The 15,454-nt window shown below is 65.4% G+C and carries 19 protein-coding genes; 6 read left to right on the forward strand and 13 right to left on the reverse strand.

Features of this window, described 5'->3' with window-relative positions; genetic code table 11:
• The first annotated feature begins 310 nt into the window (after positions 1-310).
• The 3 genes from ABZ942_RS18500 to ABZ942_RS18510 all read left to right on the forward strand — a co-directional run bounded on the left by ABZ942_RS18500 (position 311) and on the right by ABZ942_RS18510 (position 3,742).
• Positions 311-1,630, forward strand: a complete 1,320-nt coding sequence (locus tag ABZ942_RS18500) for an ATP-binding protein (RefSeq protein WP_357383457.1) — start codon at positions 311-313, stop codon at positions 1,628-1,630.
• 114 nt (positions 1,631-1,744) lie between these two features.
• Complete coding sequence (locus ABZ942_RS18505) at positions 1,745-3,136, forward strand: cytochrome P450 (protein WP_357383459.1); 1,392 nt, start codon at positions 1,745-1,747, stop codon at positions 3,134-3,136.
• 66 nt (positions 3,137-3,202) lie between these two features.
• Positions 3,203-3,742, forward strand: a complete 540-nt coding sequence (locus ABZ942_RS18510) for an ester cyclase (RefSeq protein WP_357383461.1) — start codon at positions 3,203-3,205, stop codon at positions 3,740-3,742.
• Here ABZ942_RS18510 and ABZ942_RS18515 read toward each other — a convergent pair.
• Entirely contained in the window at positions 3,739-4,131 is a 393-nt protein-coding gene (locus ABZ942_RS18515; protein WP_357383463.1) for a hypothetical protein, read from the reverse strand. The two genes, ABZ942_RS18510 and ABZ942_RS18515, sit on opposite strands and share 4 nt — an antisense overlap.
• A 30-nt stretch (positions 4,132-4,161) precedes the next feature.
• The gene (locus ABZ942_RS18520; protein ID WP_357383465.1) at positions 4,162-4,581 is read right to left on the reverse strand and encodes a DUF2000 domain-containing protein; all 420 of its coding nucleotides are present in this window, start codon (positions 4,579-4,581) and stop codon (positions 4,162-4,164) included.
• 50 nt (positions 4,582-4,631) lie between these two features.
• Between ABZ942_RS18520 and ABZ942_RS18525 the strand changes: the two genes are divergently transcribed.
• Positions 4,632-5,441 carry an AraC family transcriptional regulator gene (locus ABZ942_RS18525; RefSeq protein ID WP_357383467.1) on the forward strand — a complete coding sequence of 270 codons (810 nt, stop codon included), beginning with the start codon at positions 4,632-4,634 and terminating at the stop codon, positions 5,439-5,441.
• Positions 5,442-5,629: 188 nt separating this feature from the next.
• Here ABZ942_RS18525 and ABZ942_RS18530 read toward each other — a convergent pair whose 3' ends face one another.
• Together ABZ942_RS18530 and ABZ942_RS18535 are read right to left on the reverse strand one after the other, a co-directional pair.
• Positions 5,630-6,505, reverse strand: coding sequence for an LLM class F420-dependent oxidoreductase (locus ABZ942_RS18530; protein ID WP_357384549.1), 876 nt, complete (start codon positions 6,503-6,505; stop codon positions 5,630-5,632).
• Positions 6,506-6,664: 159 nt separating this feature from the next.
• The gene (locus ABZ942_RS18535; RefSeq protein ID WP_357383469.1) at positions 6,665-7,951 is read right to left on the reverse strand and encodes a cytochrome P450; all 1,287 of its coding nucleotides are present in this window, start codon (positions 7,949-7,951) and stop codon (positions 6,665-6,667) included.
• A gap of 203 nt (positions 7,952-8,154) precedes the next feature.
• Here ABZ942_RS18535 and ABZ942_RS18540 point away from each other — a divergent pair, with 203 nt between their 5' ends.
• Together ABZ942_RS18540 and ABZ942_RS18545 are read left to right on the forward strand one after the other, a co-directional pair.
• The gene (locus ABZ942_RS18540; protein ID WP_218023992.1) at positions 8,155-8,232 is read left to right on the forward strand and encodes a tryptorubin family RiPP precursor; all 78 of its coding nucleotides are present in this window, start codon (positions 8,155-8,157) and stop codon (positions 8,230-8,232) included.
• 81 nt (positions 8,233-8,313) lie between these two features.
• The gene (locus ABZ942_RS18545; RefSeq protein WP_357383470.1) at positions 8,314-9,375 is read left to right on the forward strand and encodes a cytochrome P450; all 1,062 of its coding nucleotides are present in this window, start codon (positions 8,314-8,316) and stop codon (positions 9,373-9,375) included.
• 81 nt (positions 9,376-9,456) lie between these two features.
• Here ABZ942_RS18545 and ABZ942_RS18550 read toward each other — a convergent pair whose 3' ends face one another.
• The 9 genes from ABZ942_RS18550 to ABZ942_RS18590 form a co-directional block, all read right to left on the reverse strand.
• Positions 9,457-10,686 carry a DUF6596 domain-containing protein gene (locus ABZ942_RS18550; RefSeq protein WP_357383472.1) on the reverse strand — a complete coding sequence of 410 codons (1,230 nt, stop codon included), beginning with the start codon at positions 10,684-10,686 and terminating at the stop codon, positions 9,457-9,459.
• The gene (locus ABZ942_RS18555; protein ID WP_357383474.1) at positions 10,683-11,075 is read right to left on the reverse strand and encodes a YciI family protein; all 393 of its coding nucleotides are present in this window, start codon (positions 11,073-11,075) and stop codon (positions 10,683-10,685) included. The genes ABZ942_RS18550 and ABZ942_RS18555 overlap by 4 nt, the downstream gene beginning before the upstream one ends.
• Positions 11,076-11,156: 81 nt before the next feature.
• Entirely contained in the window at positions 11,157-12,161 is a 1,005-nt protein-coding gene (trpS, locus tag ABZ942_RS18560; RefSeq protein ID WP_357384551.1) for a tryptophan--tRNA ligase, read from the reverse strand.
• 380 nt (positions 12,162-12,541) lie between these two features.
• The gene (locus ABZ942_RS18565; protein ID WP_357383476.1) at positions 12,542-12,718 is read right to left on the reverse strand and encodes an ATP-grasp domain-containing protein; all 177 of its coding nucleotides are present in this window, start codon (positions 12,716-12,718) and stop codon (positions 12,542-12,544) included.
• On the reverse strand, positions 12,715-12,933 hold the full coding sequence (locus ABZ942_RS18570) for a hypothetical protein (RefSeq protein WP_357383478.1): 219 nt from the start codon (positions 12,931-12,933) through the stop codon (positions 12,715-12,717). The genes ABZ942_RS18565 and ABZ942_RS18570 overlap by 4 nt, the downstream gene beginning before the upstream one ends.
• Positions 12,934-13,039: 106 nt before the next feature.
• Entirely contained in the window at positions 13,040-13,690 is a 651-nt protein-coding gene (locus tag ABZ942_RS18575) for a serine hydrolase domain-containing protein (RefSeq protein WP_357383480.1), read from the reverse strand.
• A 72-nt stretch (positions 13,691-13,762) separates the two neighbouring features.
• Positions 13,763-14,437, reverse strand: a complete 675-nt coding sequence (locus tag ABZ942_RS18580; protein WP_357383482.1) for a DUF1877 family protein — start codon at positions 14,435-14,437, stop codon at positions 13,763-13,765.
• Between the two features lie 35 nt (positions 14,438-14,472).
• Entirely contained in the window at positions 14,473-14,931 is a 459-nt protein-coding gene (locus ABZ942_RS18585) for a DUF1801 domain-containing protein (RefSeq protein WP_357383484.1), read from the reverse strand.
• Between the two features lie 42 nt (positions 14,932-14,973).
• Entirely contained in the window at positions 14,974-15,324 is a 351-nt protein-coding gene (locus tag ABZ942_RS18590) for a VOC family protein (RefSeq protein ID WP_357383486.1), read from the reverse strand.
• Between the last annotated feature and the right edge of the window lie 130 nt (positions 15,325-15,454).

A 15,454-nucleotide genomic window follows, 5' to 3' on the forward strand; every position in this document is an offset into this window, starting at 1 on the left:
TGATCTGATGGATGAATCGTTAACTGGCGGCGAATCGGACCAGTAGATCCATGTGAAGCGCTCGTCAGCGTGCGATAACATGACGGAGATCGAAGTATTTCCCCTGTTGGGGCGCATATCACGCCGTCACGGCGGCACTGTGAGCGGTGTGGCCAAATTCATAGACAATAGCTATTGTCCCATTTTGGACATTGTTCTTTAATTAGGCAGCTACGATCAGGCAAATTACATTGCATGTGGTTTTCCGTTATCCAGGATGCTCCGCATGCGCCCCTGGGAGAGCGGTGCAGAAATGCAAAACTTGTCACAGATGTTGAAGTCGTCGAACGGCGGGTTCGAGGAGTACGCCGCCAGGACTGCCCGCGCGCTGTATCCGGCGGTGTTGGTGTGCGCTCTCGTGAGCATGGTTGTCGTCGTGGCCGCCGTGTCCAGTGCGCCGGCGACATTCCGGGTCCCGCTCGCGCTGGGCGCCACCATGGTCTCGATAGTGTTGTGCGTCGCGGTGGCCGCGGCTGTGCACTACCGGCAGGCCAGCGCATCGTCGGCCACCGATGCGGCCGTCCGAATCGAGGCCGCGAACGCGGCTGCGGCCGGGTGGGCGCGGGAGGCGGCGGATAGTGAGGGCCGCCGAAGTGCGGCAATGGCGGCATTCGCGGTCGCGGCAGGCCGGATGCAGGCGATGACCACCGGCATGCTGGCGGAGCTGCGCGCGATGGAGGACCGGCACGACGATTCGAGCATGCTTGCCGACCTGTTTCTGCTGGATCATCGCTCCGCGCAGGCGGGCAGGCTCGCCGACAGTCTCGCCGTGCTGAGCGGGGGTCGGTCAGGGCGGCGGTGGCCCAACCCGATTTCCGTCGAGTCGATCGTGCGTGGCGCCATGGGGCGCGTGGCGGGTTATCAGCGGGTTCGGCTGCGGGTCGCGATCGATATCGCGATCGCCGGGCACGCGGCGGAGGGCGTGATGCACACCGTCGCCGAACTTCTCGACAATGCCTGCAACTTCTCCCCGCCCACCACCGAGGTCCAGGTGTATACGGCCGAGATTCCCGCCGGGCTGGTGATCACTATCGAGGACAGTGGATTGGTCATGAGCGAATCGGCGCTGCGGCGGGCCGAGCTGCTCGTATCAGGTTCGGACCTGGGGGACGGCAGGCACGGTCCCACCTCGGATCCTTTCTCCTTGATCGGCACCCGGCTCGGTCTTGCGGTGGTGGGATCGCTGGTGCGCAAGCACGGACTCACCGTGTCGTTCCGCCCCTCCGCCATCGGTGGGACGGCAGCGGTTGTGCTGGTGCCGCGGGAGCTGACCACCCCGGTCAATCGCTCGCCCGGGTCGATTCCCGCGGCCACCGCACGAGAGTCGCTGGCGCCGGTCATCCGGCCCTACGCGACTGCGCAGGAAGACGCACCCGACGTCACCGATTCGAGGCCGCCGCAACGGCGGGACCGCACGCTGGTCGGGCTCCGGCCCGTATCCCCGGATGGTATGTCGATCCATGGGGCTTGGGCCCCTCGCGCGCGCGTGCCGGTCGGTCCCGAAACCGACAGTGCCCCTTCGTCTTCCGCCGTGAACGGCGACTACGCTGGGTCCCCGCCCCACACCGGAAACGGGGAGGTGTCCCAATGATCGAACAAGCGATGGGCGCGAACAAGATTACCCTGCGCCATCCGCATGCTGCCCCGAGAATGCTTGACGCACTGTGGAATTCACCGCCCGCCACTACAGCCGAGGAGGTGCCCAGTGGACTCCGCAACCTATAACTCGCTGCCGGTCCAACGCGATGCCGCCACGCAGCACCGGTCGCCGCTGGCTGATGACAGCACCGAACCCAGCGGTTGCCCGTTTCGCCCGGAGTCGACACTGGTGCCATTGAGCGACAACGGTTTCCGCGCCGACCCCCACGAGCTCTATCGGACGATGCGCCACGAGCACGGGCCGGTGGTCGCCGTCGAACTGCCAGGCGGTGTTCCGGCGTGGCTGGTCATCGGCTACCTCGAATTGCATCAGGTCACCGGCGATCCCGTATTGTTTCCGCGGGACAGCAGACTGTGGAACCAGCGGGCGAACATCCCCGCGGGGTGGCCACTGCTTCCGATGATCGACCAGCCGAATCCGTCGATTACGTCTACCGTGGGCGCGATTCATCGCAGTCATGTGGCGATGGTGGAGCCCGCGCTGGAGTCGGTCGACCTCGTCGCCTTGCGGCGCACCTGTGAGCACCTGGCCGATCACCTCATCGATACCTTCTGCGGAAGGGGCACAGCCGATCTCGTCGCCGACTTCGCCGAACCACTGCCGATGTCGGCGCTGGCCTGGATCTTCGGCTTCGCCGAGGAGGATGGGTCGCAGTTCATCGGGATGTTGAAGGCGCTGACCGGCGGCGGCCCCGACGCGGGGTCGGTATATCCGCGCCTCGCCAAGCGGATGCAGCAGTTGCTCGCTGCCAAAAGAGCCAGGCCCGGTGCCGATCTGGTGTCGCGGATGCTGTCCCGTCCCGAGCCGTTCACCGATGCTGAATATGCGCTGGATTTGCTGGCGGTCATCGCTGCGGGGTATCTGCCGACCGTCGACTGGATCGGGAACTCGGTACGGCTGATGCGCACCGACGATCGATTTGCCGGGGCACTCGGCGGCGGACGGCACAGTGTGGCGCACGCGATGAACGAGGTGCTGTGGGAAGACCCGCCGATCCAAATCTTCCCGGGTCGCTGGGCAGCCAGCGACACCAGGCTGGGCGATAAGGACATCCGAGCAGGCGACCTGCTGCTGCTCGGATTGGCCGCCGCCAATGCCGACCCACACGTCGACAGGCAGCCCACCGAGAACTGCACGGCCATCGACACCGGAAACAGCGCACACTTCGCTTTTGGTCACGGGGAGTACCGGTGCCCGTTCGCGGCGCAGCAGATCGCCGAGATCATTGCGCAGACCGGCATCGAAGTGCTCCTGGACCGGCTGCCCGATCTCGATCTTGCCGTGCCCGCGGCGAACCTGGTCCGATGTCCGTCACCCTTTCTACGCGGAATCACGTCCCTGCCCGTCCGTTTCACCCCTGTTCGCACGACCGGAACTCCCCCGTTGGCGGGCGCTGCGCACACACCGGGTCTCTGGCGATCGACCAACTCGCATTAAACGAATTGTTCGTCGCAGGCGATAGATAGTGGAGACATGTTGCCTGCATGCGATTGCGAGGTCCTCATGGACAGCACTTTCCTGACCGCGGCCGATACCGCGCGCGCTGTGGCCATCCGCTCGGTGGAGATCATGGCCGCCGGTGAGCTCGCCGATTTCGACGCGATAATCCACCCGGCGGCGACCAACCGGGAGGCCAAAGCCGAGCCGCCTGCCGCCCGCGGTCGCGGACCCGCCGCGTATTACGCGACAGCGCTGTGGCTGCGCGCTGCGTACGCGGATCTGCACCACACCATCGAGGCTGCCGTGGTGGACGGCGAACTGGTGGCGCTGCACACCACCATGCACGGGCGTCATGTCGGGCCGTTCGTGGCGTATGCCGAGGATGGGCAGGTGGATCAGGTGTTTCCGCCGACCGGCAAGACTTTCGCTGTCACGCAGTCGCATTGGTTGCGGATCGTGGATGGCAAGGTGATCGAGCACTGGGCGAATCGGGACGATCTCGGGCAGGCGATGCAGCTGGGCTGGGTGCCGCCGACTCCGATCTATCTGCTGCGGATGGCGCGGGCCAAGCGTAAAGCTCGGCGGGAGAATAAGACTCGCTAGTCGAGACCGACGGCGTACTTCGAAATTTGTCGGCGGATCCGGGCGTAGCGCGCAATCTGCTGACGAAACCTCTTGTATCTCTGAGAAGATGGGGGCGGTTGTAAACACATTGCAATAGCCCGGGGGGATGCGCTCATGTCGCGCAGAGAATCGATTTCCTTGCCAGCTGTTCGTTGGAACAGACTTTCTTCGATGCTGGCAACGGTGCTGGTCAGCGCTATCGTTGCGGCCGTAGTGGCGGGTGGCGTTGCGCCGCGCGCCGCCGACCCGACACTGTCGAAGACAGACAGCTCGTTGTGGCGGTGGCCGTGGCGATGGTCTTGGACATGGCGATGGTCGTGGGATTTCACAGTGGTTGTGGGAGCAGCTGATACGAAGAAATCATCCACCTGAACGATGCCGAGTCACGGCATTCGGGTTCACGGATGCATTCGCGCACCTTTGAGTATCTTGTCGACGACGTTGCGCGGCCCGTATACGGTGAGGCCGACGAGATCCAGGTCGGCCGCGCCGACCGCCCGCACCGCGGCCCGATTGTCGTGGTCGTTTCCGGTGGTGAACAGGTCAGAGGTGAAGATCGCTGTCCGCAGTCCCCGCGTCCCTGCCTTGCTGTGCGCGCTTTGCAGTACCTCCTTGTCGCCCTCGAAGACGAGCACCGGCTGCCGGAACATCGGGAGGTAGCTTGTCGCGTCCGCGTCCTCGTATGGCTCGCCGATCACCCCCGGTTCTGCCGTGCCGAGGCCGCTGACCAGAAAGGCCGTCACGTTCAGCCGCTGCCAGGTCGGGAGGTCCTCGCGCAGCAGTACGGCGATCTTGGTGTCGAATCGTAGGTTCTCCATGCCGATGACTCTGCCGCCGACCGGCCCGCCGCGGCTTGTACGATCCTGGCATGGTTGGCGGCGCGGTCGAGCAGGTCAGGGCCTGGCAGCCGCGGGTGCCGGGCATCGTCGAGGTCTTTCATGCCCGTTTCATCGGACACGTCTATCCGATGCACGCCCACGATTCCTGGACGCTGCTGATCGTCGACGACGGTGCGGTCCGCTACGACCTCGACCGGCACGAACACGGAGTCCTCGGCTCGGTGGTCTCGCTGCTGCCGCCGCACGTTCCGCACAACGGCCAGGCCGCGACCGCGCACGGATTCCGCAAGCGGGTGCTGTACCTCGACGATGCCCATCTGTCCGAGGCGATGATCGGTAGGGCCGTCGACAGCCCTACCTTTACCGACCCACTGCTGCACCGTCGCGTCCGCGAGTTGCACACGGTACTCGGCCACGTCGGCGACGAACTAGAGGCAGCCAGTCGCCTCGCGCTGATCCATGACCGGCTCGGCGACCTGCTGCGCGGCACCGATCCGCCGGCCCGGCGCGCCGATCCCGGATTGGCGCACCGACTGCGCGAACTGCTCGATTCCCGTACCGCCGAAGGTGTTTCGCTCACCGAGGCCGCGGCCGTCCTGCACGCGGACCCCACCCACCTCATTCGGGCGTTCAGCCGCGAGTTCGGCATGCCACCGCACCAGTATCTGATCTCCCGCCGGGTCGATCATGCCCGCCCGCTGTTGCTCGGCGGCATGCCCGCGCGAGAGGTGGCCGCCGCCACCGGTTTTCATGACCAGCCGCACCTGATCCGGCACTTCAAACGCATTCTGGGCACGACGCCCGGGCAGTATGCGCGCAGCGCGGACGGCCTGCGCTAGGGAGTGCAGCACGAGTAGACGCCCCCGGTGGTCACGAAGGCGTAGCTCGTGCGGTGATCTCTCGGGGCGTGCGGACACGAGTGTCGGATCCGGACGCTGCGACGGCGATCATGGCGCGACCGATCTCGCGAGGCATCTTGCCTGATGGCGATGGGGATTGCCGGGATCCGCCGCTTCGACATAGGGCGCTACCCGAGTTCGGCGAGCTGCGGGACGGCTGGTGCCATGCCGTCGATCCAGGCCGCTGGTGCGCCGCCCATCGGGATGACCAGGACCTCGTGGACGCCGAGTTTCGCGTAATCGGCCATCCCGTGGACGAATTCGTCGCGGGTGGCGGGTGTCGGGCGCGGGTTGCTGGCGACGATTGTTGTGCGTATTTCGTTGTAGTCCCTGCCGACGTCGTCGCAATGGCGGCGCAGGATGTCGAGTTTGTGCGCAACGTCCTCGGGAGACGAGCCGACGAGGTTGCAGGCGTCGCCGTACTGGGCGACCAGTCGTAGCGTCTTACGCTCTCCGCCACCGGCGATGAGGACCTTGGGTCGGTTGATCGGCTGTGGTGAGCAGAGGGTTTCGGCCAGTTGATAGTGCTTGCCTCGAAATGGCTTGTTGCTCTGCGGGTCCCACATCTGCGCGCAAATGCGCACTGTCTCTTCCAGTCGCTCGAACCGTTCCGCGACCGGCGGGAAGGGCACGCCGAGCCCGCGATGCTCGCGTTCGAACCAGGCGCAGCCGAGGCCGAGTATTGCCCGGCCGCCGGACAGCACATCGAGGGTGGACACGATCTTGGCGAGCAGGCCGGGATGTCGGTAGCTCACGCCCGTGACGAGTAGGCCGAGGCCGATCGTCGAGGTGTGCGCGGCGAGATAACCGAGGGTGGTGTATCCCTCCAGCATGGCGGACTCCGCTGGCAGGCCGGTCAACTCGATCTGGAAGTAATGGTCCATGAACGACAGCCAGGTCGCCCCCGATGCTTCTGCCGCGGCGCCGACCCGGGCCAGTTCACCGGCGATAGCGGCAGTGCCGCCGTCGATTTCGAAATCGGAAAGATGGAAACCGAGATCCATGAAGTCCCCCCGTGCATGGATGATCTGTACCGCCACGGTAGGTCCTGCGGGCGTAATTCGCCACGCTTCGCGCAGGAACAGTCGAAACCGCACCTGCAGTTACCGGGTGCCGTGACGCCGGATCCGGCACGAGCGTGCGGATCCTGGGCAGGTGTGGCGTTACCGTTCGGGCGCTGATGCCTCGGGAATGGATTCGGCGGGTGGGATGTCGGCGGCGTGGCTCGGTACCTCGGTGCGCCCCAGTCGGACTGGCAGTTCGATGAGGGTGGCGAAGCCGAAGTTGTTGTGCCAGGCCAGGTCCGAGTAGGCGCAAGCCAGTCGTAGATTCGGGAAACGCTGGAGCAAGGCCGAGAAGGCGATTGTTGCCTCCATTCGGGCCAAGGGGGCACCTACGCAGAAGTGGGCTCCGTGACCGAAACTGAGGTGCTGGCCCGCATCGCGGCCGATATCGAGCCGGTCCGGCTCCGGGAAGATTGCCGGGTCGTGGTTCGCCGCGGCGACGGCGATGTGCACGAATTCGCCCGCTGGGATTTCCGTATCCCCGATCAGCACCGGTTCCGCGGTGTAGCGGATTGTGGAGAAATGGATCGGGCCGTCGAACCGCAGGAACTCGTCGACGGCAGCGGGTAGCGCGGAAGGGTTGGCGCGCAACGTATGTGAGAGCGAGTCATCGCGCAATAGTGCGAGCGATCCGGTCGTCAACAGATCTACCGTAGTTCCGTGCCCGGACACCAGCAGCATGACGGCCATGTCCAACAGTTCGACTTCGGAGAGCGAGTCGCCGTTGTCGCGGGCGTGTATCAGCTTGGAGAGCAGATCGGCACCCGGGTGAGCCCTTTTTTGCACCACCAATTCCCTTAGGTACGAGCGTAACTCGCGGAAAGCGTCGGCGCGCTCGTCGCCGACGACCTGGAACAGCTTCCGGGCCCACTGCTGAAATCCCGGCACGTCGCTGCGCGGCACTCCGAGCATGTCGCAGATCATTCGGACCGGCAGCGGGAAAACGAATGCCGCGAGCAGGTCGATCTCGTCGTGCTCGGCCATCTCGTCGAGCAGTGACTGGGTGGTCTCCTCGATGTGTGGCCGCAGTTCGGCGATGGCTCGGTGCGTGAAGGCTTTGTTGACGAGCTTGCGCAGGCGGATGTGTTGGGGCGAGTCACTATTGGCCATGTTGTGATCGAGGTTGGCCAGCGGCGCGTTCGCCGGCGCCGTCGGATGCTTTCGGCGGAAGAGCTCCTGGATGCCGTCGGCGCTCTTGCGTAGTCGCGGATCCCGCAGTGCGGCACGGGCTTCGGCGTAGCCGACAACCAGCCAGCTCACCACTCCCGAGGGCGCGCTGACCCGCAGCACCGGTCCCTGCTCCCGCCACCGGTGGTAGTACCGGTGCGGATTGGCGTGAAAGTCGGCGTCCAGCGCTTCGATCCGAGTCGAGGCCGCGAGATTCATAATGCGCCTTCGTTATTCGTCGCGTGTGCAAGATTGACCATTTTGCACGGTACGCAAGGGCGCATAATTTGTGCGTCACAGGCCCATCATTCTGCGCTAACTTCTCCGAAACGCATCTGCGCGCAACATGTTTCGCTTACCCTCGACGGGTGCCTGTGATCCAGGTGCATTCACCAGACACACTCACAACCGGAGGTGGAGTCATGACTCTCGTACGTATGGTCAAACGGATGAAGCAGCAGAAGAGCCTGAAGAAGTACGCCTGGTACGGGTGGATCTGACGCTCCTCCGCAGTTGTTGCACTCGCGCCCGCTGGTTACCGTAGCGGGCGCGAGTCCCGTCCAGACATCCGGGAGTTCGTCATGTCCATACGGCACAGTGCCGGAGATATTCGGACCGTTGTGTTTGCGCCGCGAATCGCCGAACTTTTCGAAAAGTACCGTGGCGAGGACCTTTTCCGCCTCGAGCCCGACACTATCGGCATTGCCGGAGCTGATCTGCTGGACGCGGTGCTCGACGCCAGGCCCGCGCGGCACGACGAACGACCGACCTTCAAGCCCGTGCGTCGACGGCTGGTGAGCCGGGCCGATTCCGCCGCATTCATGCAGGCCGTCAGCGCGGACGTGCGCTCGGCGTTGAAGGCTCCGCTCGATGCCGACGGTCCGCTCGTCGGCGTCTGGCCGCAGCGCGCGCACGATTACGTTCGCGATCTCGTCTTCGGCGGTGAAGATTTCCGATTCCGGCTGCTGGTCGACCGCAGGCTCGAGTTGACCCCGAAGCTGACCTGGTCGGCGGTCACCTCGGGTGCCGCGCTGATCGGCCGGACGGGACAGCGACGACCGCTGTCGAAGCTGGCGACACAGGTGTTCCAGGCCAACGGTTTTCGCGATCGCCGGTACGCCATGTACCTCTATCGCCGGGTCGCGGCGCCGGTGTGTTTCACGGTGGCGGCCCTGGTCACCAGCGCGATGTGGCTGGCGTCGCCGTTGGATCCGGAAACCTCGAATCGCAACATTCTGCTCGAGACCCTCCGGTTGCTGCCGCCGTCCTGGAATATCCTGCGTCTCAAGGGTTCTGAGTATCCGGCCGTCGACGCACGGATCGGCGGGGGAGACGACCTGCTGCTGCTGCCGTTACTCAGCCATCGCGACCCCCGCCTCTGGGAAGCGCCGGACGAATTCCGTCCCGAGCGCTGGGACGGCCTCGACCCCGAGAGTCACCCCGGTTACCTGCCGTTCGGCCCTGCGGCGGAACGATGCTGGGGCCGTCACATGGTCATGCCGCTGGCCGAACGCATCCTCGACCTCGCTCGCCGCGACGGGCTTCGAGTCGACCCGAAACAGACCGTCGGGAAGGTTGAACTCGACGGTCTGCTCGAGATCGCTTCCGTGCGGGTGTGCGCCGGATCGACTGTGGGGCAGTAGGTTCCGGAGAGGTTCCGTGGAAGCTGCCGCCGACCGGATCGCGGGCATATCGCCCTCGTAGCGTGGCTCGAGCGGCCGTAGCTAGGCAGGGTCGCTGAGGCGACGGACGCGATCATTGAGGTAGCGCTGTTCGGGGACGCTCGCGGTGAGTTGCGCAGCGCGCCGGTAGCTTTCGATGGCACCGGCCTGGTCGCCGATCATTTCCAGGAGATGTGCACGTACCGCGTGCGTCCGGTGATGACGGCGCATGGCCGGGTTGTCGAGCAGGGGTGCTATCAGGTCCAAACCGTGCTTCGGGTCGACGGCCATGCTGATGGCGACTGCTCGGTTGAGCGTCACGATCGGGCCTGGTGCGACGCGGTCGAGCAGGTCGTAGAGGATGCTGATCTGCCGCCAGTCGGTGCTCTCCCAGGTGGGTGACTCCGCGTGCACGGCGGCGATCGCCGCCTGCAACTGGAACCGGCCGACATGGCCGCGGGGCAGGACCCGCTCCAGGATGCCGACGCCCTCCGCGATCAGGTCACGATCCCACCGGGAACGGTTCTGCTGGGCCAGCGGGATCAGATTGCCGTTCTCGGTGCGGGTCGCGGCCCGGGAGTGGGTGAGCAGCATGAGGGCCAGTGCGCCCGCGACCTCGTCGTGATCCGGTATCGCGCAATGCAATTGGCGAGTCAGTCGGATCGCTTCGTCGGTGAGGTTGCCGTCTACCAGTACGCCACCGGCGGAACGGGTGTGGCCCTCGGTGAACAGTAGATGGCACACATCGAGGACGGATGCGATGCGCGTGGGCAGGTCCGATCGGCTCGGGAGTTCGAACACCGCACCGGCCGATCGCAGGGTCGACCGGGCTCGGGTGAGGCGTTGCGTCATGGTGCGTTGCGGCACGAGGTAGGCGGCGGCGATCTCACTGACGCCCAGGCCGCCGACGGCGTGCAGGGTCAACGCGACCTGCGAGGAGCGGCTCAGGCTGGGATGGCAGCACAGTACGAACATCTGCAGCATGTCGTCGCCCGGTTCCCCCGACGGTACGAGGTGCGCGTCGCTCGGCTGTGCGACGGCCACTGCCTCCTCGCGCCCGGCTCGCGCGCTGTCGGCACGGAGCCGGTCGATCAGTCGTCGCGACGCCACGGTGATGAGCCAGCCGCGTGGATTCGCGGGTACTCCGTCGCGCGACCACTGCACCGTCGCCGCCTCGGCGGCCTCCTGGGCCGCGTCTTCGCAGTCGCCGAGGTCACCGTGCCTGCGCAGCAGGGCGGCGAGGACGTGCGGCGACTCGTGCCGCCACATGTCCTCCACCACCCGGTTGTTCACTGGTCGTCGCCGCCCGGCCACATCGTCGGCCGCAGTTCGACGGTCTCACCAGGACCGGCGAACTGGGCGGCGATCTCCTCGGCGCGCGTGTGGCTTTCGACATCGATCAAGAAGAACCCGGCCAAATGTTCCTTGGCCTCCGAATACGGACCATCGGTCGCCAGCGGCTTCCCGTCGGCCCACCGGTACAGCCGCGACGACTCGGGCGCTCCGAGGGCCTCGCCCGTCACCAACTCACCCTTCTCCTGCATCTCGCCGAGCAACTTCTCGAAATCGGCGGTCATCCGCTCCCGTTCTTCCTGCGGCATCGCCTGGTACTCGGGCAGAAAGTCGCCCGTCGGATGTCCCCAGGGCTGTGGGTTGGAGTGAATCAGGATCACGTACTTCATCGCCGCTCCTTCGCGATTGCGGATGCGTCCGGCTGACCCATCCATACCCGAACGTCGGAGCGGACGCCACGATGTCGACATTCAGTATGCGGTTCCCATCGCGGCGTGCACCTCGTCGAGAGTGCGGGTTGCGATCTCGTTGGCGCGGCGGTTCCCATCCCCCAGAACACTGCGTGCATAGTCCGGATCACGCGCGAATTCGCTACGGCGTCGGCGATGTGGCGCGAGGAAATCGTTGACCGCGTCGGCGGTGACCTTCTTCAACGTGCCCGCCCCGGCATCGCCGATGTCATCGGCCAGCGCTCGTTCATCGCCACCGGAACACAGAGCGGCCGTGGTCAATAGCGCGGAGACACCGGGACGGTCGACCGGATCGAAGGTGATGAGTCGTTGCGAGTCGGTCGGGGCGCGGCGGATCACAGCGGTCGTTTCGTCTGCGGTCATCGACAGTGCGATCGCGTTCCCATAGCTCTTGGACATCTTCCTGCCGTCGAGACCGGGAACTTCGGGTGCGGAGGTGAGCAGGGCCTGCGGTTCGGGGAAGACATCGCCGTAGCGTTCGTTGAAGCGCCGGGCGATCACCCTGGTCAACTCGACGTGCGGCAGATTGTCCTTCCCGACGGGAACCAAGTTTCCCTTGCAGAACAGGATGTCTGCGGCCTGGTGGACCGGGTAGGTCAGCAGCAGTCCGCTGAGTGCGCGTCCGGATGCCGCGTGCTCCGCCTTGACCGTGGGATTGCGGTGGAGTTCGGCCTCGGTCACCAAGCTGAGGAACGGCAGCAGCAGTTGGTTGAGGGCGGGGACCGAAGAGTGGGTGAAGATGGTCGCCCGGCTCGGGTCGATACCGGCGGCCAGATAGTCCAGGACGGCGCTGTAGACGTTCTCGCGGACCTTCCCGATCGCGTCGCGGTCGGTGATGACCTGATAGTCGGCGAGGATGACGAACGTGTCCACCCCCAGCTCGTGCAGGCGCACGCGTTCGGAAACGGTGCCGAAGTAGTGGCCTAAATGCAAAGGGCCGGTTGGGCGTTCGCCGGTGAGAATGCGGTACCGATGCGGGTTCTCGGTGACCGCGGCACGCAACATTTCGCTGCGTTCGACGGTGGCGGAGAAGGTATTCAACGTAGGGCTCCTGGATGGTCAAGGGGCCGTACGAAACCTCGTGCACGTCAGATGTGACCTACGGGCTGCGTACAGCCCGCGGACATGGTTAGTCGGGCTGCTGGAGCAGCCACCACCACGCCTGTCGTATGTTCGTCACCCTGCAACGATAACAACGACGGTACGCACAGACGAGCGTGACGGCCATCCGGCGCTGGCGTCGACCGAGCCCATTGCGTTCCGGCGGGTGACTACGAGATTCCCTCGTTGGACCTGCAGGAAGGGCTGGACCCCTTGGGGCGCAAGGGTTTCAGGTTGCACGTGCGCGGTTGACCGTCGATCCCGCAGCCCAGCGCCCGCCCGTTCTACTGATTCGGGCCGCTGGGGTGTGGAGCATCGAGTAGTGCGGTGACGATGAGGTCGGGGTCGATGTCTGTGGGAAGGTCTGAGACCTGGCCGTCGCCGACTTCGATCACCCGCCAGACACCGTCGGTGCGTAGGGCGAGGTCTGTGGTGATGAAGCGTGGGCCGAGCTGCTTCACGCGGTCGAGGGGATCATCCAGCCGCGATACCAGGCCGGTCCGCGATCGCGTGGCACGGAACGCACCGCCGCGGCGGGATCGCCGGCCAGCAGCAGGTCGTGGTCGATCAGCCCGATTTCCGCGCCGAGTGCGCGGGCGGCGGCTGTCTCGGCGGCGAAATGAGGATCGGTGCGGCGCTGGTTGAGCGGATCCGTACACGAGAGCAGGGTGGGCATCGGATCATCATCCTGCGTTGCCTGTTTCGGGCGCACCGCATTTCTGCAGCGGTCGTACCAACCCCTATAGCCAGCGGAGTCCGCCGCCGAGACATCCACGGGATGGTCACCCGCACAGGGCGTGGTCCAGCAAGTTGCCGATGTCCACGGTCGTGGGTGTGCCGGTGAAGGAGATGGTGATCGCACGCCCGGCTGCGGTGGCACCGGTGATGCCAGTGAACCCGTGGACGCCACCGACATTGCCGACATATTGTGCGCCGCAAGGGAGTTGGGTGTATCCGACGCCGAGACCGTAGGACATGCCGTCACCGTTGCCCATGTCGCTGCCGTCGAGCATTTGCCGCAGTAGGGTCTGCGACACCACCTGCCCGGCCAGCAGCGCCGTGAAGAACCGGTTCAGGTCGGCGCCGGTGCTGATCATCGCGCCTGAGGCCCAGGGCAGCGACGGCTCCATGAGCGTCTGGTCGGTGACGGTGCCGTCGACGGTGTCGTAGCCGGTCAGATGCGGGTCGCGCAGGCCGGTTTCGCCGGTGGCCGGTAGGTAGGTGTTCGACAGGTCCAGCGGAGTGAGGATGCGGTTGCGCAGCGCATCGGTGTAGCGGTGTCCGGTCACCGCCTCGATCAGCAGGCCCGCGACGATGTAGTTGGTGTTGGCGTATTGGAATCGGGTGCCGGGGGCGAACTGCGCGGGATGCTGCAGGGCGAGGGCGACTTCCTGTGTGGGAGTGTAGGTTCGGCCGTCCAGCGCTGCCCCCAAAATGGCTGCCCCGAAAAGTGTGGCGGCCTAGGTGAAGGGATGTGCTGCGGGGCACGCGCCCGATCACTTGATTCAGTCGAGTGTCACCAGCACGCATTCGTCCAGGTCGGCGGCAAGCCGATACAACTTTGCATACTCGGCCAGTAGATCAAGAAGGTATTCGCGATCCTGCGGACCTTTATAGACGCCGGACGCCACCATCGCGTCAGCGTCGAACAGCCGAGCCGCACTCTCCACACTGTTTTCCACGTAGTCGGCTACGATCCGCGCCGTAGTCGGACGGACGAATCGGAGTGTAATCCCTTGTCCCGCAGTCGCATCCGAGGCAAACGGCTCGGCCCCGATTACGGTGATCTCGGCCAGCCCGTCCGGATTCCGCCCTTCGCCCTCTCGACGGTTCGGCGCAAGTAACCAATAGACGGCATCCCACGCCCGCGTCGAGAAGGTTCGGTCGAGGATGCCGGGTCGCTCGCGCACGATCTGCCGAGCGACGGGTGCCAGCTCCCGCCAGACGGGATCGTCCCGGTATTGCGAATTGGTCAGATCCTCGGTTGCCAACCTGCTGAAGAACACAATCGCCTCCTCGGCCGCCGCCCGATCGTGCATCGCACGTTCCAGCAGCGGATCGTAAGGAATCGCCTGGTATCCAGCGTCGAGGCCCATCCTCAGACCATAGAACTTCTCGGGTTTCAGCCCCGCAGGGTGGCGATGACGGCGTGCACGTGCTCGCGCTTGGGCTATGGGCAAGGTTGTCGTAGGCGGCTCGGGCGAAGTCCGGTGGCTCAGCTCGCCGCTTTCGCGACCAGTGCGCCGATCAGCTGTTCGTCGGCGGGAGTGAGGCCGGTGACGGCGAAGGAGGTGGGCCAGACGGTGCCCTCGTCGAGGGTGGCTTTGTCTTCGAAACCGAGGGTGGCGTAGCGGGATTTGAACTTCTCGGCGCATTTGAAGAAGCAGACGATCTTGCCGTCCTTGGCATAGGAGGGCATGCCATACCAGAGTTTGGGAGTCAGGTGCGGGGCGTGTTCGGTGACGATGGCGTGGATGCGTTCGGCCAGCGCGCGATCGGAGTCGTTCATTTCGGCGATCTTGGCGAGGACGTCTGCGGTGCCGTCGGCCCTGGTGGCGCGCCCGCCGCGGCGGGCGGCGGTCCCGAGCTCCTGGGCGTGGTCCTTCATGGCGGCGAGTTCCTCGGCGGAGAAGCCGACGGTGGGCTTGTTCTTGGGGGCGGTGCGAGTGGTCATTGCTGTTTCCTCCGTGGGATTGCGGGTTGGTTTCGGTGGGCTTCAGCGATCTTGGAGCAGACCGAGGACGTTGCCGTCGGGGTCGGCGACCTCGGCGACCCGGCGGCCTTGGCCGACATCGCGCAGCGCCTGCTTCACCGTCGCGCCGGCGGCGGTCAGTTCGGCGAGTTTGGTCTCGATATCGGGCACCTCCCAGTAGATGACCGGGGTGGTGATGGCCTGCGGGCCACCGTCCGGCACCAGGCCGATGTGGTGACCGTCGATGTCGAAGCCGACGTAGTAGGTGCCTTCGATCTGCGGCGGCACACCGAGCAGGGCGGTGTACACGGCAGTGGCCGTGGCTAGATCGGAGACGGGGTGCAGCACGGTCTTGATGCCCTTGGCTGCGGTCATGTTCACTCCTGTATGTCCGATGTTTGTGCTGGTCGGTATGGGAATTACGTTATGTCCGGCGAGACGGCGTGACATCCGTGGTGACCACGGAACGCACCACTGAGAGACCCACCTAGGTGTCCTCGCGCGT

The sequence above is a fragment of the Nocardia sp. NPDC046473 genome (assembly GCF_040645995.1).
Classification (GTDB): domain Bacteria; phylum Actinomycetota; class Actinomycetes; order Mycobacteriales; family Mycobacteriaceae; genus Nocardia.